This window comes from Hymenobacter coalescens (genome assembly GCF_054783195.1).
Window position 1 is genome coordinate 69354 of the sequence record NZ_BAAGRA010000002.1, and the last position, 17087, is coordinate 86440.

Annotated in this window: 12 protein-coding genes, 1 tRNA gene and 1 pseudogene; 1 reads left to right on the forward strand and 13 read right to left on the reverse strand. The window is 61.6% G+C overall.

Translation table 11 applies throughout. The features are described from left to right. Positions 1-11: 11 nt before the first annotated feature. From pnp to ACYVKQ_RS01460, 4 genes are all read right to left on the reverse strand, one after another. A complete protein-coding gene (pnp, locus tag ACYVKQ_RS01445) occupies positions 12-2273 on the reverse strand; it encodes a polyribonucleotide nucleotidyltransferase (protein ID WP_460574863.1) in 2262 nt (753 codons plus the stop codon). Positions 2274-2451: 178 nt separating this feature from the next. Continuing rightward, positions 2452-2727, reverse strand: coding sequence for a 30S ribosomal protein S15 (rpsO, locus tag ACYVKQ_RS01450; RefSeq protein WP_126695621.1), 276 nt, complete (start codon positions 2725-2727; stop codon positions 2452-2454). 168 nt (positions 2728-2895) lie between these two features. After that, on the reverse strand, positions 2896-4341 hold the full coding sequence (locus ACYVKQ_RS01455) for an LptF/LptG family permease (RefSeq protein ID WP_460574865.1): 1446 nt from the start codon (positions 4339-4341) through the stop codon (positions 2896-2898). A gap of 160 nt (positions 4342-4501) precedes the next feature. Further along, positions 4502-4915: an START-like domain-containing protein gene (locus ACYVKQ_RS01460; RefSeq protein WP_460574867.1), complete on the reverse strand. Its 414-nt coding sequence runs from the start codon at positions 4913-4915 to the stop codon at positions 4502-4504. A gap of 137 nt (positions 4916-5052) precedes the next feature. Here ACYVKQ_RS01460 and ACYVKQ_RS01465 point away from each other — a divergent pair. Further along, a tRNA-Met gene (locus tag ACYVKQ_RS01465) sits at positions 5053-5126 on the forward strand. A 394-nt stretch (positions 5127-5520) separates the two neighbouring features. Here the strand turns inward: ACYVKQ_RS01465 and rplT are convergent. The 9 genes and pseudogenes from rplT to ACYVKQ_RS01510 all read right to left on the reverse strand — a co-directional run bounded on the left by rplT (position 5521) and on the right by ACYVKQ_RS01510 (position 17081). Beyond that, positions 5521-5868 carry a 50S ribosomal protein L20 gene (rplT, locus tag ACYVKQ_RS01470; RefSeq protein WP_111476759.1) on the reverse strand — a complete coding sequence of 116 codons (348 nt, stop codon included), beginning with the start codon at positions 5866-5868 and terminating at the stop codon, positions 5521-5523. A gap of 106 nt (positions 5869-5974) precedes the next feature. Next, entirely contained in the window at positions 5975-6169 is a 195-nt protein-coding gene (gene rpmI, locus ACYVKQ_RS01475) for a large ribosomal subunit protein bL35 (RefSeq protein WP_460574869.1), read from the reverse strand. A 188-nt stretch (positions 6170-6357) separates the two neighbouring features. Continuing rightward, positions 6358-6912 (reverse strand): annotated as a pseudogene (gene infC, locus ACYVKQ_RS01480) (translation initiation factor IF-3); the annotation flags it as partial. Between the two features lie 401 nt (positions 6913-7313). Continuing rightward, positions 7314-9275: a threonine--tRNA ligase gene (thrS, locus tag ACYVKQ_RS01485; RefSeq protein ID WP_460574871.1), complete on the reverse strand. Its 1962-nt coding sequence runs from the start codon at positions 9273-9275 to the stop codon at positions 7314-7316. 115 nt (positions 9276-9390) lie between these two features. Beyond that, positions 9391-10551 (reverse strand): tetratricopeptide repeat protein, encoded by a 1161-nt coding sequence (locus ACYVKQ_RS01490; RefSeq protein ID WP_460574873.1) that lies wholly within the window; start codon positions 10549-10551, stop codon positions 9391-9393. A gap of 82 nt (positions 10552-10633) precedes the next feature. Further along, the gene (locus ACYVKQ_RS01495) at positions 10634-11953 is read right to left on the reverse strand and encodes a L,D-transpeptidase family protein (protein ID WP_460574875.1); all 1320 of its coding nucleotides are present in this window, start codon (positions 11951-11953) and stop codon (positions 10634-10636) included. Positions 11954-12205: 252 nt separating this feature from the next. Then, positions 12206-13036 carry a tetratricopeptide repeat protein gene (locus tag ACYVKQ_RS01500; protein WP_460574876.1) on the reverse strand — a complete coding sequence of 277 codons (831 nt, stop codon included), beginning with the start codon at positions 13034-13036 and terminating at the stop codon, positions 12206-12208. Between the two features lie 152 nt (positions 13037-13188). Then, positions 13189-15915 carry a DNA gyrase/topoisomerase IV subunit A gene (locus tag ACYVKQ_RS01505; RefSeq protein WP_460575178.1) on the reverse strand — a complete coding sequence of 909 codons (2727 nt, stop codon included), beginning with the start codon at positions 15913-15915 and terminating at the stop codon, positions 13189-13191. A 761-nt stretch (positions 15916-16676) separates the two neighbouring features. Then, positions 16677-17081, reverse strand: coding sequence for a response regulator (locus ACYVKQ_RS01510; protein WP_460574877.1), 405 nt, complete (start codon positions 17079-17081; stop codon positions 16677-16679). Positions 17082-17087 lie beyond the last annotated feature (6 nt).

Sequence of the window (17087 nt, forward strand, 5' to 3'; positions counted from 1 at the left end):
CTTCCTACGAATTAACGGTTGCCTTGGTAGCGGTCCGACCGCTCCCCACGCTCCGGGCGCGGGCCGCGGTCGGGACGCGGGCCGCGGTCCGGACGGTCACCGCGCTCGGGACGCTCGGGGCGCTCCGAAGGCTCTACGTAGCCTTCCGGCTTCGGCATCAGGCTCTTCATCGACAGGCGGAACTTGCCCGTTTTCTTGTCAACCTCTACCAGTTGCACCTTCACTTCCTGGCCCACCGTCAGCACGCCTTCCAGCGAGGGCAGACGGTCGTAGCTCACTTCGGAGATGTGCAGCAGGCCGTCTTTGCCGGGCATGAACTCCACGAACGCGCCGTACGCCTGGATCGAACGCACCGTGCCGCTGTAGGTCTCGCCTACTTCCGGCGTGGCCGCGATGCCGCGGATACGACCCACGGCAGCAGCCATGTCGTCGGCGTTCGAGGTGTAGATGTACACGTGGCCCTTCTCGTCCTTCTCCTCGATGGTGATGGTCGCGTTGGTGTCCTTCTGGATCTGCTGCACCACTTTGCCACCCGGGCCGATGATGGCGCCGATGTACTCCTTGTCGACCAGAATCTTCGTGGAGCGCGGGGTGTGGGGCTTCAGGTCCTCGGCCGGAGCGGCCAGGGTCTTGGCCATTTCGCCCAGAATGTGCAGGCGGCCCTCCCGAGCCTGGTGCAGCGCTTTGGTTAGGATTTCGCTCGACAGGCCCTGGATTTTGATGTCCATCTGGCAAGCCACGATGCCCTTCTCGGTGCCGGTTACCTTGAAGTCCATGTCGCCGAGGTGGTCTTCGTCGCCTAGGATGTCCGACAGCACGGCGTACTCCCCCGTTTCCTTGTCCTGCACCAGACCCATGGCAATGCCCGAAACGGCGGCCTTGAGCTTGATGCCGGCGTCCATCAGCGCCAGCGAAGAGGCGCAGACGGTAGCCATCGACGAGGAGCCGTTCGACTCCAGGATGTCCGACACCACGCGAATGGTGTAGGGGTTTTCGTCTTCCGACGGCAGCACTTTCTTGATGGAGCGCATGGCCAGGTTGCCGTGGCCCACCTCCCGGCGGCCGGGGCCGCGGTTGGGCTTCACCTCGCCGGTCGAGAAGGCCGGGAAGTTGTAGTGCAGCAGGAACTTGTTGTAGCCCGACACCATGGCCGAGTCCACAATCTGCTCGTCGAGCTTGGTGCCCAGGGCCACCGAAGTCAACGATTGGGTTTCACCGCGGGTGAACAGGGCCGAGCCGTGGGCACCGGGCAGGTAGTTCACCTCCGACCAAATGGGGCGGATTTCCGTCAGCTGACGACCGTCGAGGCGGGTGCGCTCCTTGATCATCATGTCACGGATGGCCTTCTTCTCGGCCGAGCCGTAGTAGCGGCCGAACATTTTCAGGTCGAGCTCGGGGTTCTCAGCCAGCAGCTTTTCCAGCAGCGGCTTCTTGATGGCGCCAAAGCCTTCCTTGCGGCCGGCTTTGCTCGGGTTACCCGACTTAGCCACCTCATACGCAGCCTGATACACGGCTTCGTTAATCTGCTGCTTCAGCTCCTCGTTTTCGTCGTACTTGGGGTACTCGCGCTTCACGTGCGACTTCTCTACGGCCTGGCCGAGTTCCTGCTGCACGCGCACTTGCTCCTTGATGGCTTCGTGGGCGAAGGCAATGGCTTCCACCATTTCTTCCTCGCTCACTTCGTTCATCTCGCCTTCCACCATGGCCACCGAGTCGATGGTGGCACCCACGATCAGGTCGATGTCGGCGCGGGCAATGTCGGCGGTCTTGGGGTTGATCTGCAGCTGGCCGTCGATGCGCGCGACGCGCACTTCGGAGATGGGGCCAGCGAAGGGAATATCGGAAACCGAGAGGGCGGCCGACGCAGCCAAGGCGGCCAGGGCATCGGGTTGTACGTCCTTATCGGCCGAAATCAGCGAAATCATTACCTGCACCTCGTAGTGATAGTCCTTGGGGAACATCGGGCGCAGGATGCGGTCTACGAGACGGGAAACCAGCACTTCGTAGTCCGACAGACGGCCTTCGCGGCGCTGGAACGAACCGGGAATCTTGCCGGCACCGCCGAATTTCTCCTGGTAGTCCACCGACAGCGGCAGGAAGTCCACGCCTTCGCGCTGCGAGGGCTGCGAGACAACCGTAGCCAGCAGCATCGCGTCGCCGAGGCGCACGACGACGGCGCCGTCGGCGAACTTGGCCAGCTTGCCGGTTTCGAGGGAGATCTGCCGACCGTCGGGCAGGGTAATGTGTTTGGTAACCGCGTTGTAAGGAGGCATTCCTTCAGGGGTAGCTTGGGTGATTGACAGCGTGTGGGCAGCGAAGCCGGACGAACTCAGCAAGACGTCCGGCGTATCCGGCTCATTTAAAACTAACGTGCCCGGCAGACCGAGGGTGCCGGGCAACGCAAAAAAAGCAGGGAACCCGGCCGGCGGGCTCCCTGCTTTCTGGAGTGGGTTACTTGCGGATGCCCAGCTCCTTGATGATGGCGCGGTAGCGGTTGATGTCGCGCTGCTGCAGGTAGTTCAGCAGACGACGGCGCTTACCTACCAGCTTGAGCAGGCCCAGACGGGTCGAGAAGTCTTTCTTGTTGACTTTCAAGTGCTCCGTCAGGTGCGAGATACGCGTGGTAAACAGCGCGATTTGCGATTCGGCCGAACCGGTGTCGGTTTTGGTCTTGGCAACGCCGTGCTGTTCGAAGATAGCCTGCTTGGCTTCGGTAGTGAGTTTCATCGGCAGATAGGGAGAAAGCCCCGTCTTGGATTAAAAAGTGTGAAAAAGAGAATACGCCGGCAACATAGCTAGGCGTGGCGCAAAGGTAAGGAAATATTCGGGTGATTGGGCAATTCGAAGACGCAACCGCAAGCTGCTTGGTGCGGCGGCGCCGGTGCAACCGGCGACCTACCCGGCTGTGGTGACGGGCGCGGGCTTGCGAACAAACCACTTCGGCAGCTTGCGCGAGAGGCGCAGCCAGAAGTCGACTTCGAAGAGGCTGGAGTCGCGGCGGGCTTGGTAGAGAAAGAACAGCCCGGCGGGCAGCAGCACCACGTTCGACATCCACATGCCCAGGCCCACGGGCATCACGGCCTCGCGGCCGTACTTCTCGCCGATGATAGAGACAACGTAGAAGATGATGAAAAACAAAATAGACACCAGCACCGGCACTCCCAACCCACCCTTCTTGATAATGGCACCGAGCGGGGCGCCGATCAGGAACATCACCAGGATGGCCACCGACTGCGTGTACTTGCGAAATACCTCAATACGGTAGTTCCCAGCTTCGCGGGCCGTGCTGCTCAGGCGCTCGGAGTAGCTTCCCAGAAAAGCCTTCATGTTGCGCGCGCGGCTGGCAGCGCTTTCCAAAGTATTGTTGTTGATGGGTGCCACTTTGGTGCTTGGCACCTGCCAAGCAGCCGTGCGCACGTCCGAGCGTTGCCCGGAAGTATCGAGCCGTTGGTACAGAAAGTAGGGGTTGATCTGCGCCGCAGCCAGTTGCCGCTCCTTGGCCAGAAACGTGTGCATGGAATCCACGAAGCCCTGCAGCTGGGGCAGGGTGAGCATGATCTTGTTTTCCTTGAACAAGTCCTCCTTCGTGCGGTCAAGGCTGAAGGAAGCCAGGGAGAAGATGATGTCGGTACGGTCGAATTTCTGCTGCACAAAGCCCGCGCCGGACCGGTCGCGGGCGGTGGGCTGCTCCACGTACTTGCGACCGTTGAAGAGTTCCAGCGCGAGGTACTGCCCGTCGTAACGCGTAGCCATGCGGCCGGAATCGGCCAGTACCATGGCCACGTTGCCGCTGTTGCCGCTGTGGTCGTAGATCATCACCCCGTAGAGCTTCTCCCCGTTCTCGCCGGCTTTGTTATTGACCTTGATGGTGTAGCCCGGAATGCCGCTGTAAAAGACGCCGGGGCGGATGTCCAGGGCCAGTTTCTGCTGACGCACGTCCCAGAGCAGGCTATAGGCCTTCAGGTTGGCCTTGGGCACGATGGTATTGTTGAACCAAAAAGCAAAGCCCGCCAACGCGGCACTAAACAGCCACACCGGCCGCAGAATGCGCAGTAAGGAAACGCCCGACGTTTTGATGGCAGTTAGTTCGTGGTGCTCCCCTAAGTTTCCATAGGTCATCAGCGACGAGAGCAGCACGGCCAAAGGCAGCGAGATAGGCACAATGAGCACGCTGAAATACATCAGCAATTGTAACAGCACCCCCGTGCCCAGATCCTTTCCCACCAAGTCATCGATGTACTTCATCATCGTTTGGGTAAGGAAAACGAACTCCACCACCGCAAACGTGAGCAGGAAAGGGCCAATGAAAGCCCGCAGGATAAGCTTATCGAGTTTCTTCATGCTAACGAGAGCCGAACAACAGCGCTAAAACACTGAAAACGGCCGCAAAGGTACGCCCCGCTTCGCAGGCGAGGCCAGCAAACAACAAAAAAGGAGCGGTTACCGTCCGACCGGAACGGTTCCACTCCTTCTCAAACGCAGGCTCAATTAAAAAAGTGGCTTAGCCTCCTACCAACTCGCGCAGGTTCTGCACGAGGTTATCCCACATTTCCTGTAGCTCGATGTCGTCGGTTTCCTCCGAGTAGTCTACCACCCGCAGAAATACCTCCTGCGTCAGTTCCGACGACTCGATCGTAAAGTCCAGGTAATTGGCATCGGGCATGTGGCGCCGCTCAGGACCCAGAAACACAAACCGGGCTGAGCGGTTGGTGCGTTGTGAGGTCAGCTCAGCCATGTGGGGCTGATTGTCCCACACAAAATTAAAGATGTGCGGATTGATCATCTGCACGTCTTGGCAGAACCACTGGCGCAAGCCCGTAGCCGAGGCCAAGTACGGGTAAAGAATTTTCGCCGACGCGTTGACGGGGTACTCCTGCACGAAGCGATGTTTGGAGCGAGTAGCAGAAATGGGCATAGGAAGTGCGGAAAGCAGAAAATTAGGCACCCTGGGTTTCAGCCAGATTGGCGACTTGCGGCAAGATACACGGGTTTTTTTTCCAGCAACGCTTGCACGAGGTTAAATCTTCGCTTTACCTTTGCACCACCAATCAGGGCGGGGTAGCTCAGTTGGTTAGAGCACAGGATTCATAACCCTGAGGTCACGAGTTCAACTCTCGTCCCCGCTACAGCAGAAGCAGCCGGTCCAAAAATGGACCGGCTGCTTTTATTTGCTACCAGCTCGTCTCCGGGAAATAGTGCCCGAGCAGTACCAGAGCTACGATTTGGCCACCGATCAGCCAGAAAACGCAGCGAAAGTGCGCGCAGGCTTCTGTAGCAGCGTCCGCTCTTGCCATTTGCGCTTTTACGAAAACGTGCTGTTATGCCCACCTATGGGGCGCTCGTTTGCAGGTGCGGCAAGGCCGATCGACTTATATCTGTGCTCTACGCCAAGGCAGGTTGCGCAATTGCTGCCGAAGCACCGTTGATAGGCCTTCAACATGAGCTTGTATTGCAGATCTTCGCGCAACAAAAAAGCCCGACCACAACGGTCGGGCTTTTTTGTTGCGCGAAGAGATAAGGCTAGGCCTTTACTTTCTCCACAATGCCTTTGAATGCCTCGGGGTGGTTCAAAGCGAGGTCGGCCAGAACTTTGCGGTTCAGGTCGATGCCAGCCTTTTTCAGGCCGCCCATGAACTGCGAGTACGACAGGCCGTGGATGCGGGCACCAGCGTTGATACGCTGAATCCACAGGGCACGGAAATCGCGCTTCTTGGCTTTACGGTCGCGGTAGGCGTACAGCAGACCTTTCTCGACCGCGTTCTTGGCAACGGTCCAGACATTCTTGCGACGGCCGAAGTAACCTTTGGCCAGACGCATTACCTTTTTGCGACGGTGGCGCGAGGCCACGTTATTGACGCTTCTTGGCATAACCTACTTGTTTTTGGCGGCCGGTGCCTGCTTACTGGTTAAGCGGCTTGGCGAATAACCGGACGCCGGGTTGAAAAAAAGAATTCAGCGGGAGACGAGCCGCCGCTTAGAGGACCAGCATGTCCTTCACCCGGTTCATGTCAGCAGAGCTAACCAGGGTGACATGGGTCAGGTTGCGCTTGCGCTTGGTGCTCTTCTTGGTCAGAATGTGCGACTTGTACGCGTGCTTGCGCTTTACTTTGCCCGTACCGGTGAGCGAGAAACGCTTCTTGGCGCCGGACTTGGTTTTTACTTTCGGCATTGTAGAAAAGGTTGAAGGGTAAAACAACGGCGGCCGGCTGCCTAGGGCCGGCTCGCCTGAACATCGGAGCGGCTCACGCCGCGCAGAGGTGCTTATTCAGCGGCTTCGTTGGAAGCCGGAGCCTTAGGAGCAGCCTCCTTGCTGCCGGCTTCCTTCGGAGCGGCAGGCTTGGGGGCGGGCGAGCCGGCAGGCTTCACGACCACGGCTTTGGGCGCCAGGTACAGGAACATGCGCTTGCCTTCAAGCTTGGGCAGTTGCTCTACTTTGGCCAGGTCCTCGAGGGCCTGGGCAAACTTGAGCAGCAGGATTTCGCCGCGCTCCTTGAAGACGATGGAACGGCCTACGAAGTGCACGTATGCTTTGATCTTAGCCCCTTCCCGCAGGAATTCCTGCGCGTGCTTGAGCTTGAAAGCAAAGTCGTGGTCGTCGGTGTTGGGTCCGAAACGGATTTCTTTGACCACCACCTTCGTCTGCTTGGCCTTCATCTCGCGGGTGCGCTTCTTCTGCTCGTACTTGAATTTCGAGTAGTCGATAACGCGGCATACCGGCGGGACGGCCGTGGGAGAAATCTCCACGAGGTCCAGACTCTGCTGCTCCGCCATGCGGCGAGCTTGGTCGGTGGGGTATATGCCCTGCTCCACGTTGTCGCCGACTAGGCGGACTTCGCGGGCCGTAATCTTGCCATTGATTTTGAACGGCTCCTCCACTTGACGCGGAGGGAGGCGGCGGTTGGGGGTTCTGATAGGACTATCGGTTTAGGTGAAACTTGGTCGGGTCAACAGCCGGAAAGCAACTGACAATCAGCGTCGCCAACTATTTGAGCGGGCGAATATCCGGCTATTTTCCCGAACGACAAAATTCAGCCCGCCGAAAACGCGGTTTCCGGCGGGCTGCAAGGGTTTTAACGGCTGATGCGTAGGATTAGTTCTATTTGCTCCCATTGTCATCTTGACCAGCAAGACCGTCCAACAAAAAAGCCCAGTCTCATCGACCGGGCTTCTTATTAATCAAGAAGTAAAGGTGCCAGCAGGTTTCCCGGGCCCCTATTTACCATTGGAGGCATCGATTACACCACCTTATGACGCTCACCAGATGCGAAATGAGCAAGATCTGCTTGATGAGGCATCATACTATAACAAAGGGACTATGAATGAGTGGCCACGGCGCGGCCGCTCATCATTTCCTCCACCTGCTCCTGGAAGTTGCGAATGAATAGCTCGATGGGCATGGAGCCCAGGTCGCCTTCGCCATGGCGGCGGACCGAAACGATGCCGTTTTCGGCTTCCTTCTCGCCCACCACCAGCAGGTAGGGAATCTTCTGCATCTCGGCGTCACGGATTTTGCGGCCGATTCGCTCGTCGCGCTCATCCGTGGTGCCGCGCAGGTCGGCCTGCTGCAGCTGGGCCAGCACCTGCTGGGCGTAGTCGTGGTACTTCTCCGAAATCGGCAGGATGATGAACTGCTCCGGGGCCAGCCACAGCGGGAAGTTGCCGGCGCAGTGCTCGATGAGCACGGCCACGAAACGCTCCAGGGAGCCGAACGGGGCGCGGTGCAGCATCACCGGGCGCTGACGCGAGTTGTCCGGGGCCACGTACTCCAGCTCGAAGCGCTCGGGCAGGTTGTAGTCGACCTGAATCGTGCCGAGCTGCCACTTGCGGCCCAGGGCGTCGCGCACCATGAAGTCGAGCTTGGGGCCGTAGAAGGCCGCCTCGCCCAGCTCCGTGACGGTGCGCAGGCCGCGCTCCACGGCGGCTTCCTGAATGGCCGATTCGGCGGCTGCCCAGTTCTCGTCGGTGCCGATGTACTTCTGCTTGTTTTCCGGGTCGCGCAGCGAAATCTGGGCGGTGTAGTCCTCGAAGCCGAGGGCGCGGAATACGTAGAGCACCAGGTCAATCACCTTGATAAACTCTTCTTTCACCTGGTCCTGGCGGCAGAAGATGTGGGCGTCGTCCTGGGTAAAGCCGCGCACGCGGGTCAGGCCGTGCAGCTCGCCCGACTGCTCGTAGCGGTACACCGTGCCGAACTCCGCGAGGCGCAGGGGCAGGTCGCGGTAGGAACGCGGCTTGGTCTTGTAAATCTCGCAGTGGTGCGGGCAGTTCATGGGCTTGAGGAAGAACTCCTCACCCGGGTTTGGCGTCTTGATGGGCTGAAACGAGTCGGCGCCATACTTCTCGTAGTGGCCCGAGGTCACGTACAGCTCCTTGGCCCCGATGTGCGGGGTGACGACGGGCAGGTAGCCGGCCTTCACCTGGGCACGGCGCATGAACTGCTCCAGCCGCTCGCGCAGAGCGGTGCCTTTGGGCAGCCACAGCGGCAGGCCCGCTCCTACCCGCTCCGAAAACGCAAACAGCTCCAGCTCCTTGCCTAGTTTGCGGTGGTCACGCTTGCGCGCTTCCTCCAGCTTGTGCAGGTACTCTTTGAGCTCCTTGTCTTTGGGGAAAGTAATGGCGTAGATGCGCGTGAGCTGCTTGTTCTTCTCGTTGCCGCGCCAGTAGGCCCCGGCCACGTTCAGCAGCTTGGCCGCCTTGATGGTCGAGGTATCCGGGATGTGCGGACCGCGGCAGAGGTCGGTGAAGTTGCCCTGCTCGTAGAAGGTGATGCTGCCGTCTTCGAGGCCTTCCAGCAGGTCCAGCTTGTACGGGTCACCTTTCTCGGTGAAGTAGGCCACGGCGTCGGCTTTCGACACCTCGCGGCGCTCGTAGCGGCTCTTGTTCTTGGCCAGCTCCAGCATCTTCTGCTCGATCTTGGCGAAGTCGTCGGGGCCGATGCTGCGGCCTTCGCCCAGGTCCACGTCGTAGTAGAAGCCGTTTTCGATGGGCGGGCCGATGCCGAACTTGATGCCGGGATACAAGGCTTCCAGCGCCTCGGCCAGCAAGTGGGCCGAAGAGTGCCAGAAGGTATTTTTCCCCGCCTCGTCGTTCCATGTGAGAATCTCCAGGTTGGCGGAGTCTTGGATGGGGCGGTGCAGGTCGCGGACTTCGCCGCCTACGCGCACGGCCAGGGCGTTGCGGGCCAGACCTTCGCTGATGCTAGCGGCCACGTCGTAGCCGCTTACACCTGCTTCGAACTGACGCACGGAGCCGTCGGGGAGCGTGATGTTAATCATATAAAAACGTGCAAAAAAGCAGTAGCCCGCAAGTTAGCAGCTTCGGCCGCAGAAACCGCGCGCTGCCGCAGAAATGGCCTTGGCTTGCCGAAGCGCCTCGGTAGCGGCGCGTGCGTCAGTTGGTGGGAGTCGGCAAGGTCAGGGGCTTGACTTCCAACGGCTCCAGATCGGGTTGGGCGGCCGCCGGCACGCGGCGGGGCTGTGGCAAGGGAGGCGCCCCGTACACCAGCTTCAGGGAGTCCAGCTGCCTGTCGGGCAGGCGCTGGCCTACTTTCCAGACTTTGTACGTGTAGTGGCGGTTGCCGGGAAACTGTTTCACCAGGGCCCGGTAGGCAATCCAGGCAGCCTGGGTTTGCCCCACCCATTCGTAGCTCTCGGCCAGCATCAGGCCCACATCGGGCAGATATTGGCTGCGGCGGCGCGCCCGGCTCAGCGGGCGAATGGCCTGCGCGTAACGCTTGTTTTTGTAGTGGTAAAGCCCCAGGCGGTAATCGGCGCGGTACAGGGTGCTGTCGAGGCGGGTGGCCCGGGCGTACTGGCGAGCGGCGCTATCGGGCTGGCCGGCGAAATCGAACACGCGGCCGCGGTCGTACCACAGCGCGGCGTAGCTGCGGTCGATGCGCAGGCCGCTTTCGATGTAGGGTGCGGCGGCCTGGGGCTGGCGGTTGGCGTTGAGCAGGTAAGCTGTCTGGTGGAGCACCTCGGGCTGGCGCGGGGCGCGGGCGGCACTGGCGCGCAGGTAATCGAGGGCCTGCACGGTGTCGCGCAGGGCCGAATACACCAGCCCCTTGTAGAACAGCGCCGCGGCGTTGTCGGCGTCTTCGCGCAGCACCCGGTCCAGGTAATCCAGCGCCGTGGAATATCGGCGGGCCGCCAGATTGGTTTCGCCGAGCAGCAGGTGCAGCTCGGGCGGGTTGTAGCCGCGTTGCTGGGCCTGGGCCACCGCGTCGATGGCGGCCTGCAACTTGCCCTGCGCCCGCAGCGCGCGCGCCTTGGTCAGGAAGAACTCCCCGGGCGCGTCGTCGTCGAGTTCAATGGCCCGGTTAATATCTTCCAGCGCGGCTTCCAACTGGCCGTCCTCCACCCGAAAAGCAGCGCGACGGGCGTAGAGAACGGGGTTACGCGGCTGCCGGGCAATGGCCCCGTTCAGCTCGGCCGCCTGGATGTCGGGCCCGCTGCGCACCGTGCGCAGGTCCACCATCGTATCGGGGTGCTCCTCGTCGGACGCAGCCTCTCCGCAGGCCAGCACGAAGGGACTCAGAGCGACAACAAGCAAACGAAGGCAGGGGCGAAACACGGAAGGTGAAAGCAAAAGCGAGGCCGCAAAGGTACGGACTCGCTCGCGCTACGCCGCAGCATCAGCGGGCGTCCGCCGACGGCAGCTCGCGGTGGGTGGTTTGCAGGGCCTGGATGAGCGCCGCGTCGCGGCCGTACACGTCGGCTAGGTGGCGCAGCGCGGGGCCGTCGTCGGCGTGGCAGGTGAGGTAGCGGATATGAATGGGAATGGGGTAGCGCAAGGGAAAGTACTTGCTGTATCCCCCGTAGACGCTGTCCCACATGCGTTCCACGAGGCGCTGGCCTTTTTCGGGCTTATCGGCGTAGTCGCGGCGCAGCAGGAAGACGGCCAGTTGCAAGGGCTTTTCCAGGCGAATGCAGCCGTGGCTGAGGGCCCGCACGGGCTTGTTGAAGAACTTGCGCGAGGGCGTATCGTGCACAAAGATGTCGTGGGCGTTGGGAAAGCGAAATACCACGTTGCCCAAGGCGTTGTCGCCGTAGGCAGCCTGCCGGATGGTGTAGGGGAACGATTCCGCGGTGACCTGCTTCCAATCGACGCGCCGCGGGTTCACAACCTGCCCTTGCCGGTCGTAGAGCACGTAGTTGTTGGCGTCCATGTAGCCGGGGTTGCGACGCAGTTGGGGCAGCATTTCCCGGGTCGCGATGCTGCGGGGCACTTTCCATTCGGGGGAAGTCTGGAAAAACCGAACGCGGCTGCTGAGCTCCGGCGTGGGCGTTGCGGGGCCGCCCACCACCACGCGGAAAGTGCGAACCACGGCCGACCCGCGCACAACCTGCAGCGAATAAGCCGGAATATTGACGACCAGATACGCCGTATCGGCGGCTGGTTCCCAGCGCAGGCGCTGCAGGTTGGCGGCGACCTGCCAGCCCACGCGCCGGGCTGCGGCCGTGTCGGTGCGGCACAGGCGCTGCCAGGCCCACACCAGCCGCACGTAGCTGCGGCTGCGGGGCTGCGCGGCCAGCAGCTCGCGGGTGAAGTCCTTGCTGCGCCGCGCGGTGTGCAGCCACGTAACCGGATCGAAGAGGGAGTCAGGCGCGCAGGTGGCGGGCAGCAGGCTTTCCGGCAGCAGCGGTCCGCGCCGCAGCTGGCTGACAAACTGCAGCAGGGCTTCGGTCAGCTGAGTTTCGGCGGCGGCGCGGCGGCGCAGCTGCGCCCGCGCCGACCCAACCGGCCGCAGTGAATCCAGCAGTGCGCCATCAGCGGCCGCGGAAAAGCTGACCGGATTGAGGCCGTACTCCCGGGCCAGCAGCAGCAGCTTCCGCCCGGCCGTAGCGGCGGGCAGAGGCCCGGCAGTATCCGTCCATACCGGCGCGAATCCGACGCTGGCGTAGAAGCGCTGCACCTGCCCGGCCAGCACGGTGGTTTCTCCTTGTCCGGTCAATAGGTCGCGGCGCAGCTGCTCAGCCGTATCCGCGTCGGATTGGGCTGCAGCCGGCCCTGCCAGCAGCAGCGCCCCTGCTGCAAGCCACAGCTGTATCCGCTTACATTCCGACGGGCCCATACTACACTGGCGGCGCGACAATGGCCAATCCGCACCTGCTAGTAAGATACGCAATAGCAGCCAAGCCGAATGCACGTGGGCAAAAGAAAAGCCGAGCCGGCTGGACGGCCCGAATTCAGCTTGGCAAGGGGCTCAGAAGCGTTCCAACTGCTCCAGCAGCTTGCGACACCGGCGGCTCATTTCCAGTTCCTCGCTGGTCATGGGCTGCAGTTCCGCAGCTTCTCGGAGCACGGCCACGGCCGCTTGGTGCAGTCGTTGATTCTGGTACACGCGGGCCAGGTCATAACAGAATTGAATGCGGCACGGATCCAGCGCCCGGGCTTTACGCAGGGCTTCCATGGCGCGGGTATTGGAGGCGCCGGTAGGCGGGCCGCCTAGAAACAGCCGGCAGTAGGCCCGCTCCACCAGGTTCAGGTGCGCCACACGGTAATTCCAGCGCCCCATTACCTGCCAGGCCTCGGGCATGTTCGGGCTTAGCTCCACAGCCCGGTTGATGTAAGGCTTCATGCTCTTGAAGAGGCTGAGCCGGTCGCGGGCACTGCGAATCGTGGCTTGCTGCGCCAGGGTCAGGGCAACGGCGTAATTGGCTTCCCCGCCCTTGGGGTTGACGGCGTAGGCCCGGTCGGCGTACTGCCGGGCCGAGGTGTAGTAGGCGCCGCGGCGGCTTTCGTCGGTGTAGCGGCTGCCGATATTCAGGCTCAGCACCGCCGCCTGCCAGAGGGCGTCGTAGTTGCGGGGAAAAGCACCCAGCACCTGCTCATAGCGGGCCAGGGCGGCCGATTCGCGGTACTGCAGTTGCAGGCTGCGCGCCTCTTTCAGCAACGCGGCCACATCCACGGACGTGGGCTTAGCGGGGCCGTCCTTGGGGTCGTCGGCCCGGGCGCCGGCAGTCGTCAGGCACCAGCAAGCCAGGCCCAGGGTCAGGCGGCGCAGGGTGGATGAACGATGACGCGAGGTAAGCATACGCGGGTAAAGGCAGGAAAGGCTGCTGAGGGTAAGATACGGACTTTGAGCCCAAAAGCTGCAACGAACCGCGGCCCGGCTCCACCCGTCGGCCAGGGGCAGACAGGGGAACCGGGCCGCAGTTTAACGGGTACCCGCCGGGATGCGTTGCCTTAAAACAGCGTCATCTGCGACTTGGGCCGGCGTTGCAGCAGCGCCTGGGCACGCTCCACTTCCTCGGGCGAAATATCCACCGGGCCGTCGTGCTCGGGCAGCGGCTCGGCCTCCGCCGCAGGCGCGGCGGCCGGGCGCGGAATGGTGGCCGGGCCTTTCTTGCGGGTCTGGGCCTTGCGCTCCGGCTCGGGTCCTTCGTCGGTGAGCAGCTCCACGCTCAGCACCTTGAAGTAGTTGAGTTTGTTGCCCATGGCCTTCCAGCCCTTCACGTCGATGAACTCGTGCAGGTGGATGCGCTCGGTGAGCTTCTCCCCTTTCTTCTCCTTCTGCACTTTCACCTCGATTTCGGGTACCACGCCGCAGGTGGCGCACACCAAGTGCGTGCCTTTGGTTTCGGGGATGAAAAGGAAGCGCTTGGCCACGGTGCTCGTCTCCACGCGGAAACGCTTGACGAAGTGCGTTTTGGTTTCGCCCTCCACGTACACGGCGTTGATGACCGTATCCGGCTCAAACTTGCGCAGCAGCACGATGTTGCGCACCTCGAAGTGAATAGCCGGGTCGGGCGGTGTCAGCTCGTAGGAACCGTCCTTGTACACCACCAGAATGGTGTTGTCCGTGTCGAAAGTGCCCAGGAAGCGGCCGTGCCCGCCGGTGTTGAGACGGCCCACCACTTCGTCGAAGAAGATTTCGCGGCCGCCGAGCGTGGAGTCGCCAAGGGCTTTCTGCGTAATCTTCTTGACGGGCTGCTTGGTCACGATGTTGCCCATCGAGCCCTTGCCCTTGATGGCCAGCTCAGCAAAGTCGAAGTCGAACTGCTTCACGCGGGCCGGGGCCTTGTCGGAGAGCTGCACGGCCACCAGCTCCGATTCGGAGTTCGGGTTGGCCGTCAGGTACAGCACCTTGGAGTTCTTGCCGCCCTTGGTCAGGTCGTACGCCTTGTCGCGGGTGATGCCCGTGACGAGGAAGCGCTTGGCGTAGCTGATCTGCGAGGGGCCGTCCACGTAGATCATGTTGTACACCAGCCGGTCGTCGTTCTTGTTGTAGATGCCCACATGCAGGATGTCCTTCCCGACGAAGGTTTTCTCCGCAATCTTGGTCACCACGAACGTGCCGTCGCGCTTAATGGCAATGATGTCGTCTAGGTCGGAGCAGTCGCACACGAACTCGTCCTTCTTCAGGCCGTGGCCCACGAAGCCGTCCTGGCGGTTGACGTAGAGCTTCTGGTTGGCCACGGCCACCTTTTGGGCCGTCACCACGTCGAAGGTGCGCAGCTCGGTCTTGCGTTCCTTGGCGTCGCCGTACTTCTTTAGCAGGCCTTCGAAGTAGCGGATGGCGTAGCGCGTGAGGTTGGCCAGGTTGTCGGCCACCTCGGCCAGCTCCGTTTCCAGCTTCTGGATGTACTCGTCGGCCTTGAAGCCGTCGTACTTCGAGATGCGCTTGATGCGGATTTCCGTCAGGCGCGTCAGGTCTTCCTCCGTGATGGCGCGGCGCAGCACAATGCGCGTGTCGTTAGCCTTTTCCTTCTCGCCCGCGATGCGCACGTACTTTTTCAGCCCCGCGTCGATGGTTTCCAGGATCTGCTCCCAGGTTTCGCACTCCTCGATGCGGCGGTAGATGCGGTTCTCGATGAAAATCTTCTCCAGCGAGGCCGAATGCCACTTTTCCTGCAGCTCTTCTTCCCGGATCTGCAGCTCGCGCTCCAGCAGGCGCAGGGTCTTCTGGGTGCTCAGCCGCAGCATGTCCTCCACCGCCACGAAGCGCGGCTTCTCGTCGATGATGACGCAGGTGTTGGGCGAGAGGCTGATTTCGCAGTCGGTGAAGGCGTAGAGCGCGTCCATCGTGAGGTCCGGCGACACGCCCGTGGGCAGGTGCACCTGGATTTCGACCACGGCGGCGGTGTTGTCGACCACCTTCTTGATTTTGATCTTGCCCGCTTCCGAGGCCTTCACGATGCTTTCCATCACACCGGTGGTCGTCGTGCCGTAGGGCACGTCGCGGATGACAAGCATGGTTTTGTCGAACTTCTCGATGGTGGCGCGCAGGCGGAGCTTGGAGCCGCGCAGCCCGCCGTTGTAGTTCGATACGTCGCAGAGGCCGCCCGTCGGGAAGTCTGGGTACAGCACGATGTCGCGGCCCTTGAGCACGTCGATGGAAGCCTTGCACAACTCGCGGAAGTTGTGGGGCATGATCTTCGTGGACAGGCCCACGGCAATGCCCTCGATGCCCTGCGCGAGCAGCAGCGGAAACTTCACCGGCAAGGTCACCGGCTCGCGCTTGCGGCCGTCGTAGCTGGCCTGCCACTCGGTGGTATCGGGGTTGAACACCACGTCGAGGGCAAACTTGGAGAGGCGCGCTTCGATGTAGCGCGGCGCGGCCGCGCCGTCGCCGGTGCGCACGTCGCCCCAGTTGCCCTGCGTTTCGATCAGCAGGTCCTTCTGGCCCAGGTTCACGATGGCGTCGCCGATGGAGGCGTCGCCGTGCGGGTGGTACTGCATGGTCTGCCCGATGACGTTGGCCACCTTGTTGAAGCGGCCGTCGTCCATCTCCTTCATGGCGTGCAGGATGCGGCGCTGCACGGGCTTGAGGCCGTCCTCGATGGCAGGTACGGCGCGCTCCAAAATCACGTAGGAGGCATAGTCCAGAAACCAGTTCTGGTACATGCCGCCGATGGAGCTGATGTCGTGAATGGTTTCGCCGGGCTTGAACTCGGCTTCTTCTACCTGCACGACAAGCCCGGCCTCTTCCTCGTCACCGCCGCCCAGCTCATCAGCTTCGGCCGGCAGATTGTCCTCTAACTGAGCTTCGGGGTCCGTAGCTGGCAGCTCGTGGGCATCGGCCGCGGCGGGTGCGGCCCCAAAATCAATGGTATCCCCGACGCCGAACAACTCGGGGTCTTGTCCGTTCAGGTTCTGCTCGTCGGGGGTGTGGTTGTCGTTTGACACTCGCGGGGGGTGGCGTCGGCCACGGTTATGTTCTTGTACCTCTCCCCGGCGGCCAACCAGCCGCCGAAGGCTCCTCAAAACAAGGCCGGGGCAGGTTTAGTGCACCGGCGTGAAAACGTACGATTACCTCATGGGCGAAACGCAAAAGCAACAGATAACATGCTGGGCCAGGAGCTTCGGCCAGGAGGATAAGCCAAGCGCGGTACGCCGGCAGCTATCCGGGCACGCCGGGGGCCGCCAAAAATACCGTTTGCTGCGCAGAGCACAACAATATCCAAGCCCGTAAACGACGATAAAGTTCCTAATTTTTTTAGTCTTTCCCAGCTTTGCGCTTAGATATATTTGCCCAAAAGCTGGCTTACCTCTTGGCAGACCGTGAAAAAGGCCGCAGGCGAACTAACTATATTAGCAAAGCATCAATCTTCCCCGGCCATGGATTCACCTCACGAAAACGGTACAACCCGCGACAAGCAGGATTGACCTGCCCGTCGCGGGTTGCGTTGTAAGAGGCGTATCGTGCGCCAGAGCCGGCGCAGGGCTACGACTTAGGCAAAATGCTGCTGTAGAATGTCGTCTACTTTTTCCTTGGTGAGCGGCTTGCTGATGAAGCCGGCCGAGCTCAGCCGGTGCATGCGCTCCACATCCTGCGGGTGCAGTGACGTGGTCAGCATCACCACCACGACGTTGCCCTGCCGGGCCAGGGGCAGCTCGGCGTAAGCCTCCATGAACTCAAACCCATCCATTACGGGCATTTTCACGTCTAGTAGCACCAGTACAGGGTGCTGCGCGGTGGCTTCGCTGCAATGCGCCTGCAGCGTTTCCAGGGCTTCTTGCCCGTTGAGTGCCACCAGCAGTTGCTCGGCCACGTCCAGGCGCTTGAGCAGCAGCTGGTTTAAGTAATTCGTGGTGTTGTCGTCATCAACGAGCAGAACACAGGCGAGCTTAGGCATGTCTGG

Excerpts from the sequence above, each read along its gene's own strand:
- thrS (WP_460574871.1), bottom strand. The coding sequence starts at position 9,275 with ATGATTAACATCACGCTCCCCGACGGCTCCGTGCGTCAGTTCGAAGCA.
- ACYVKQ_RS01460 (WP_460574867.1), bottom strand. The coding sequence starts at position 4,915 with ATGCCCATTTCTGCTACTCGCTCCAAACATCGCTTCGTGCAGGAGTAC.
- rpsO (WP_126695621.1), bottom strand. The coding sequence starts at position 2,727 with ATGAAACTCACTACCGAAGCCAAGCAGGCTATCTTCGAACAGCACGGC.
- rplT (WP_111476759.1), bottom strand. The coding sequence starts at position 5,868 with ATGCCAAGAAGCGTCAATAACGTGGCCTCGCGCCACCGTCGCAAAAAG.
- ACYVKQ_RS01500 (WP_460574876.1), bottom strand. The coding sequence starts at position 13,036 with ATGCTTACCTCGCGTCATCGTTCATCCACCCTGCGCCGCCTGACCCTG.
- ACYVKQ_RS01510 (WP_460574877.1), bottom strand. The coding sequence starts at position 17,081 with ATGCCTAAGCTCGCCTGTGTTCTGCTCGTTGATGACGACAACACCACG.
- pnp (WP_460574863.1), bottom strand. The coding sequence starts at position 2,273 with ATGCCTCCTTACAACGCGGTTACCAAACACATTACCCTGCCCGACGGT.
- rpmI (WP_460574869.1), bottom strand. The coding sequence starts at position 6,169 with ATGCCGAAAGTAAAAACCAAGTCCGGCGCCAAGAAGCGTTTCTCGCTC.
- ACYVKQ_RS01455 (WP_460574865.1), bottom strand. The coding sequence starts at position 4,341 with ATGAAGAAACTCGATAAGCTTATCCTGCGGGCTTTCATTGGCCCTTTC.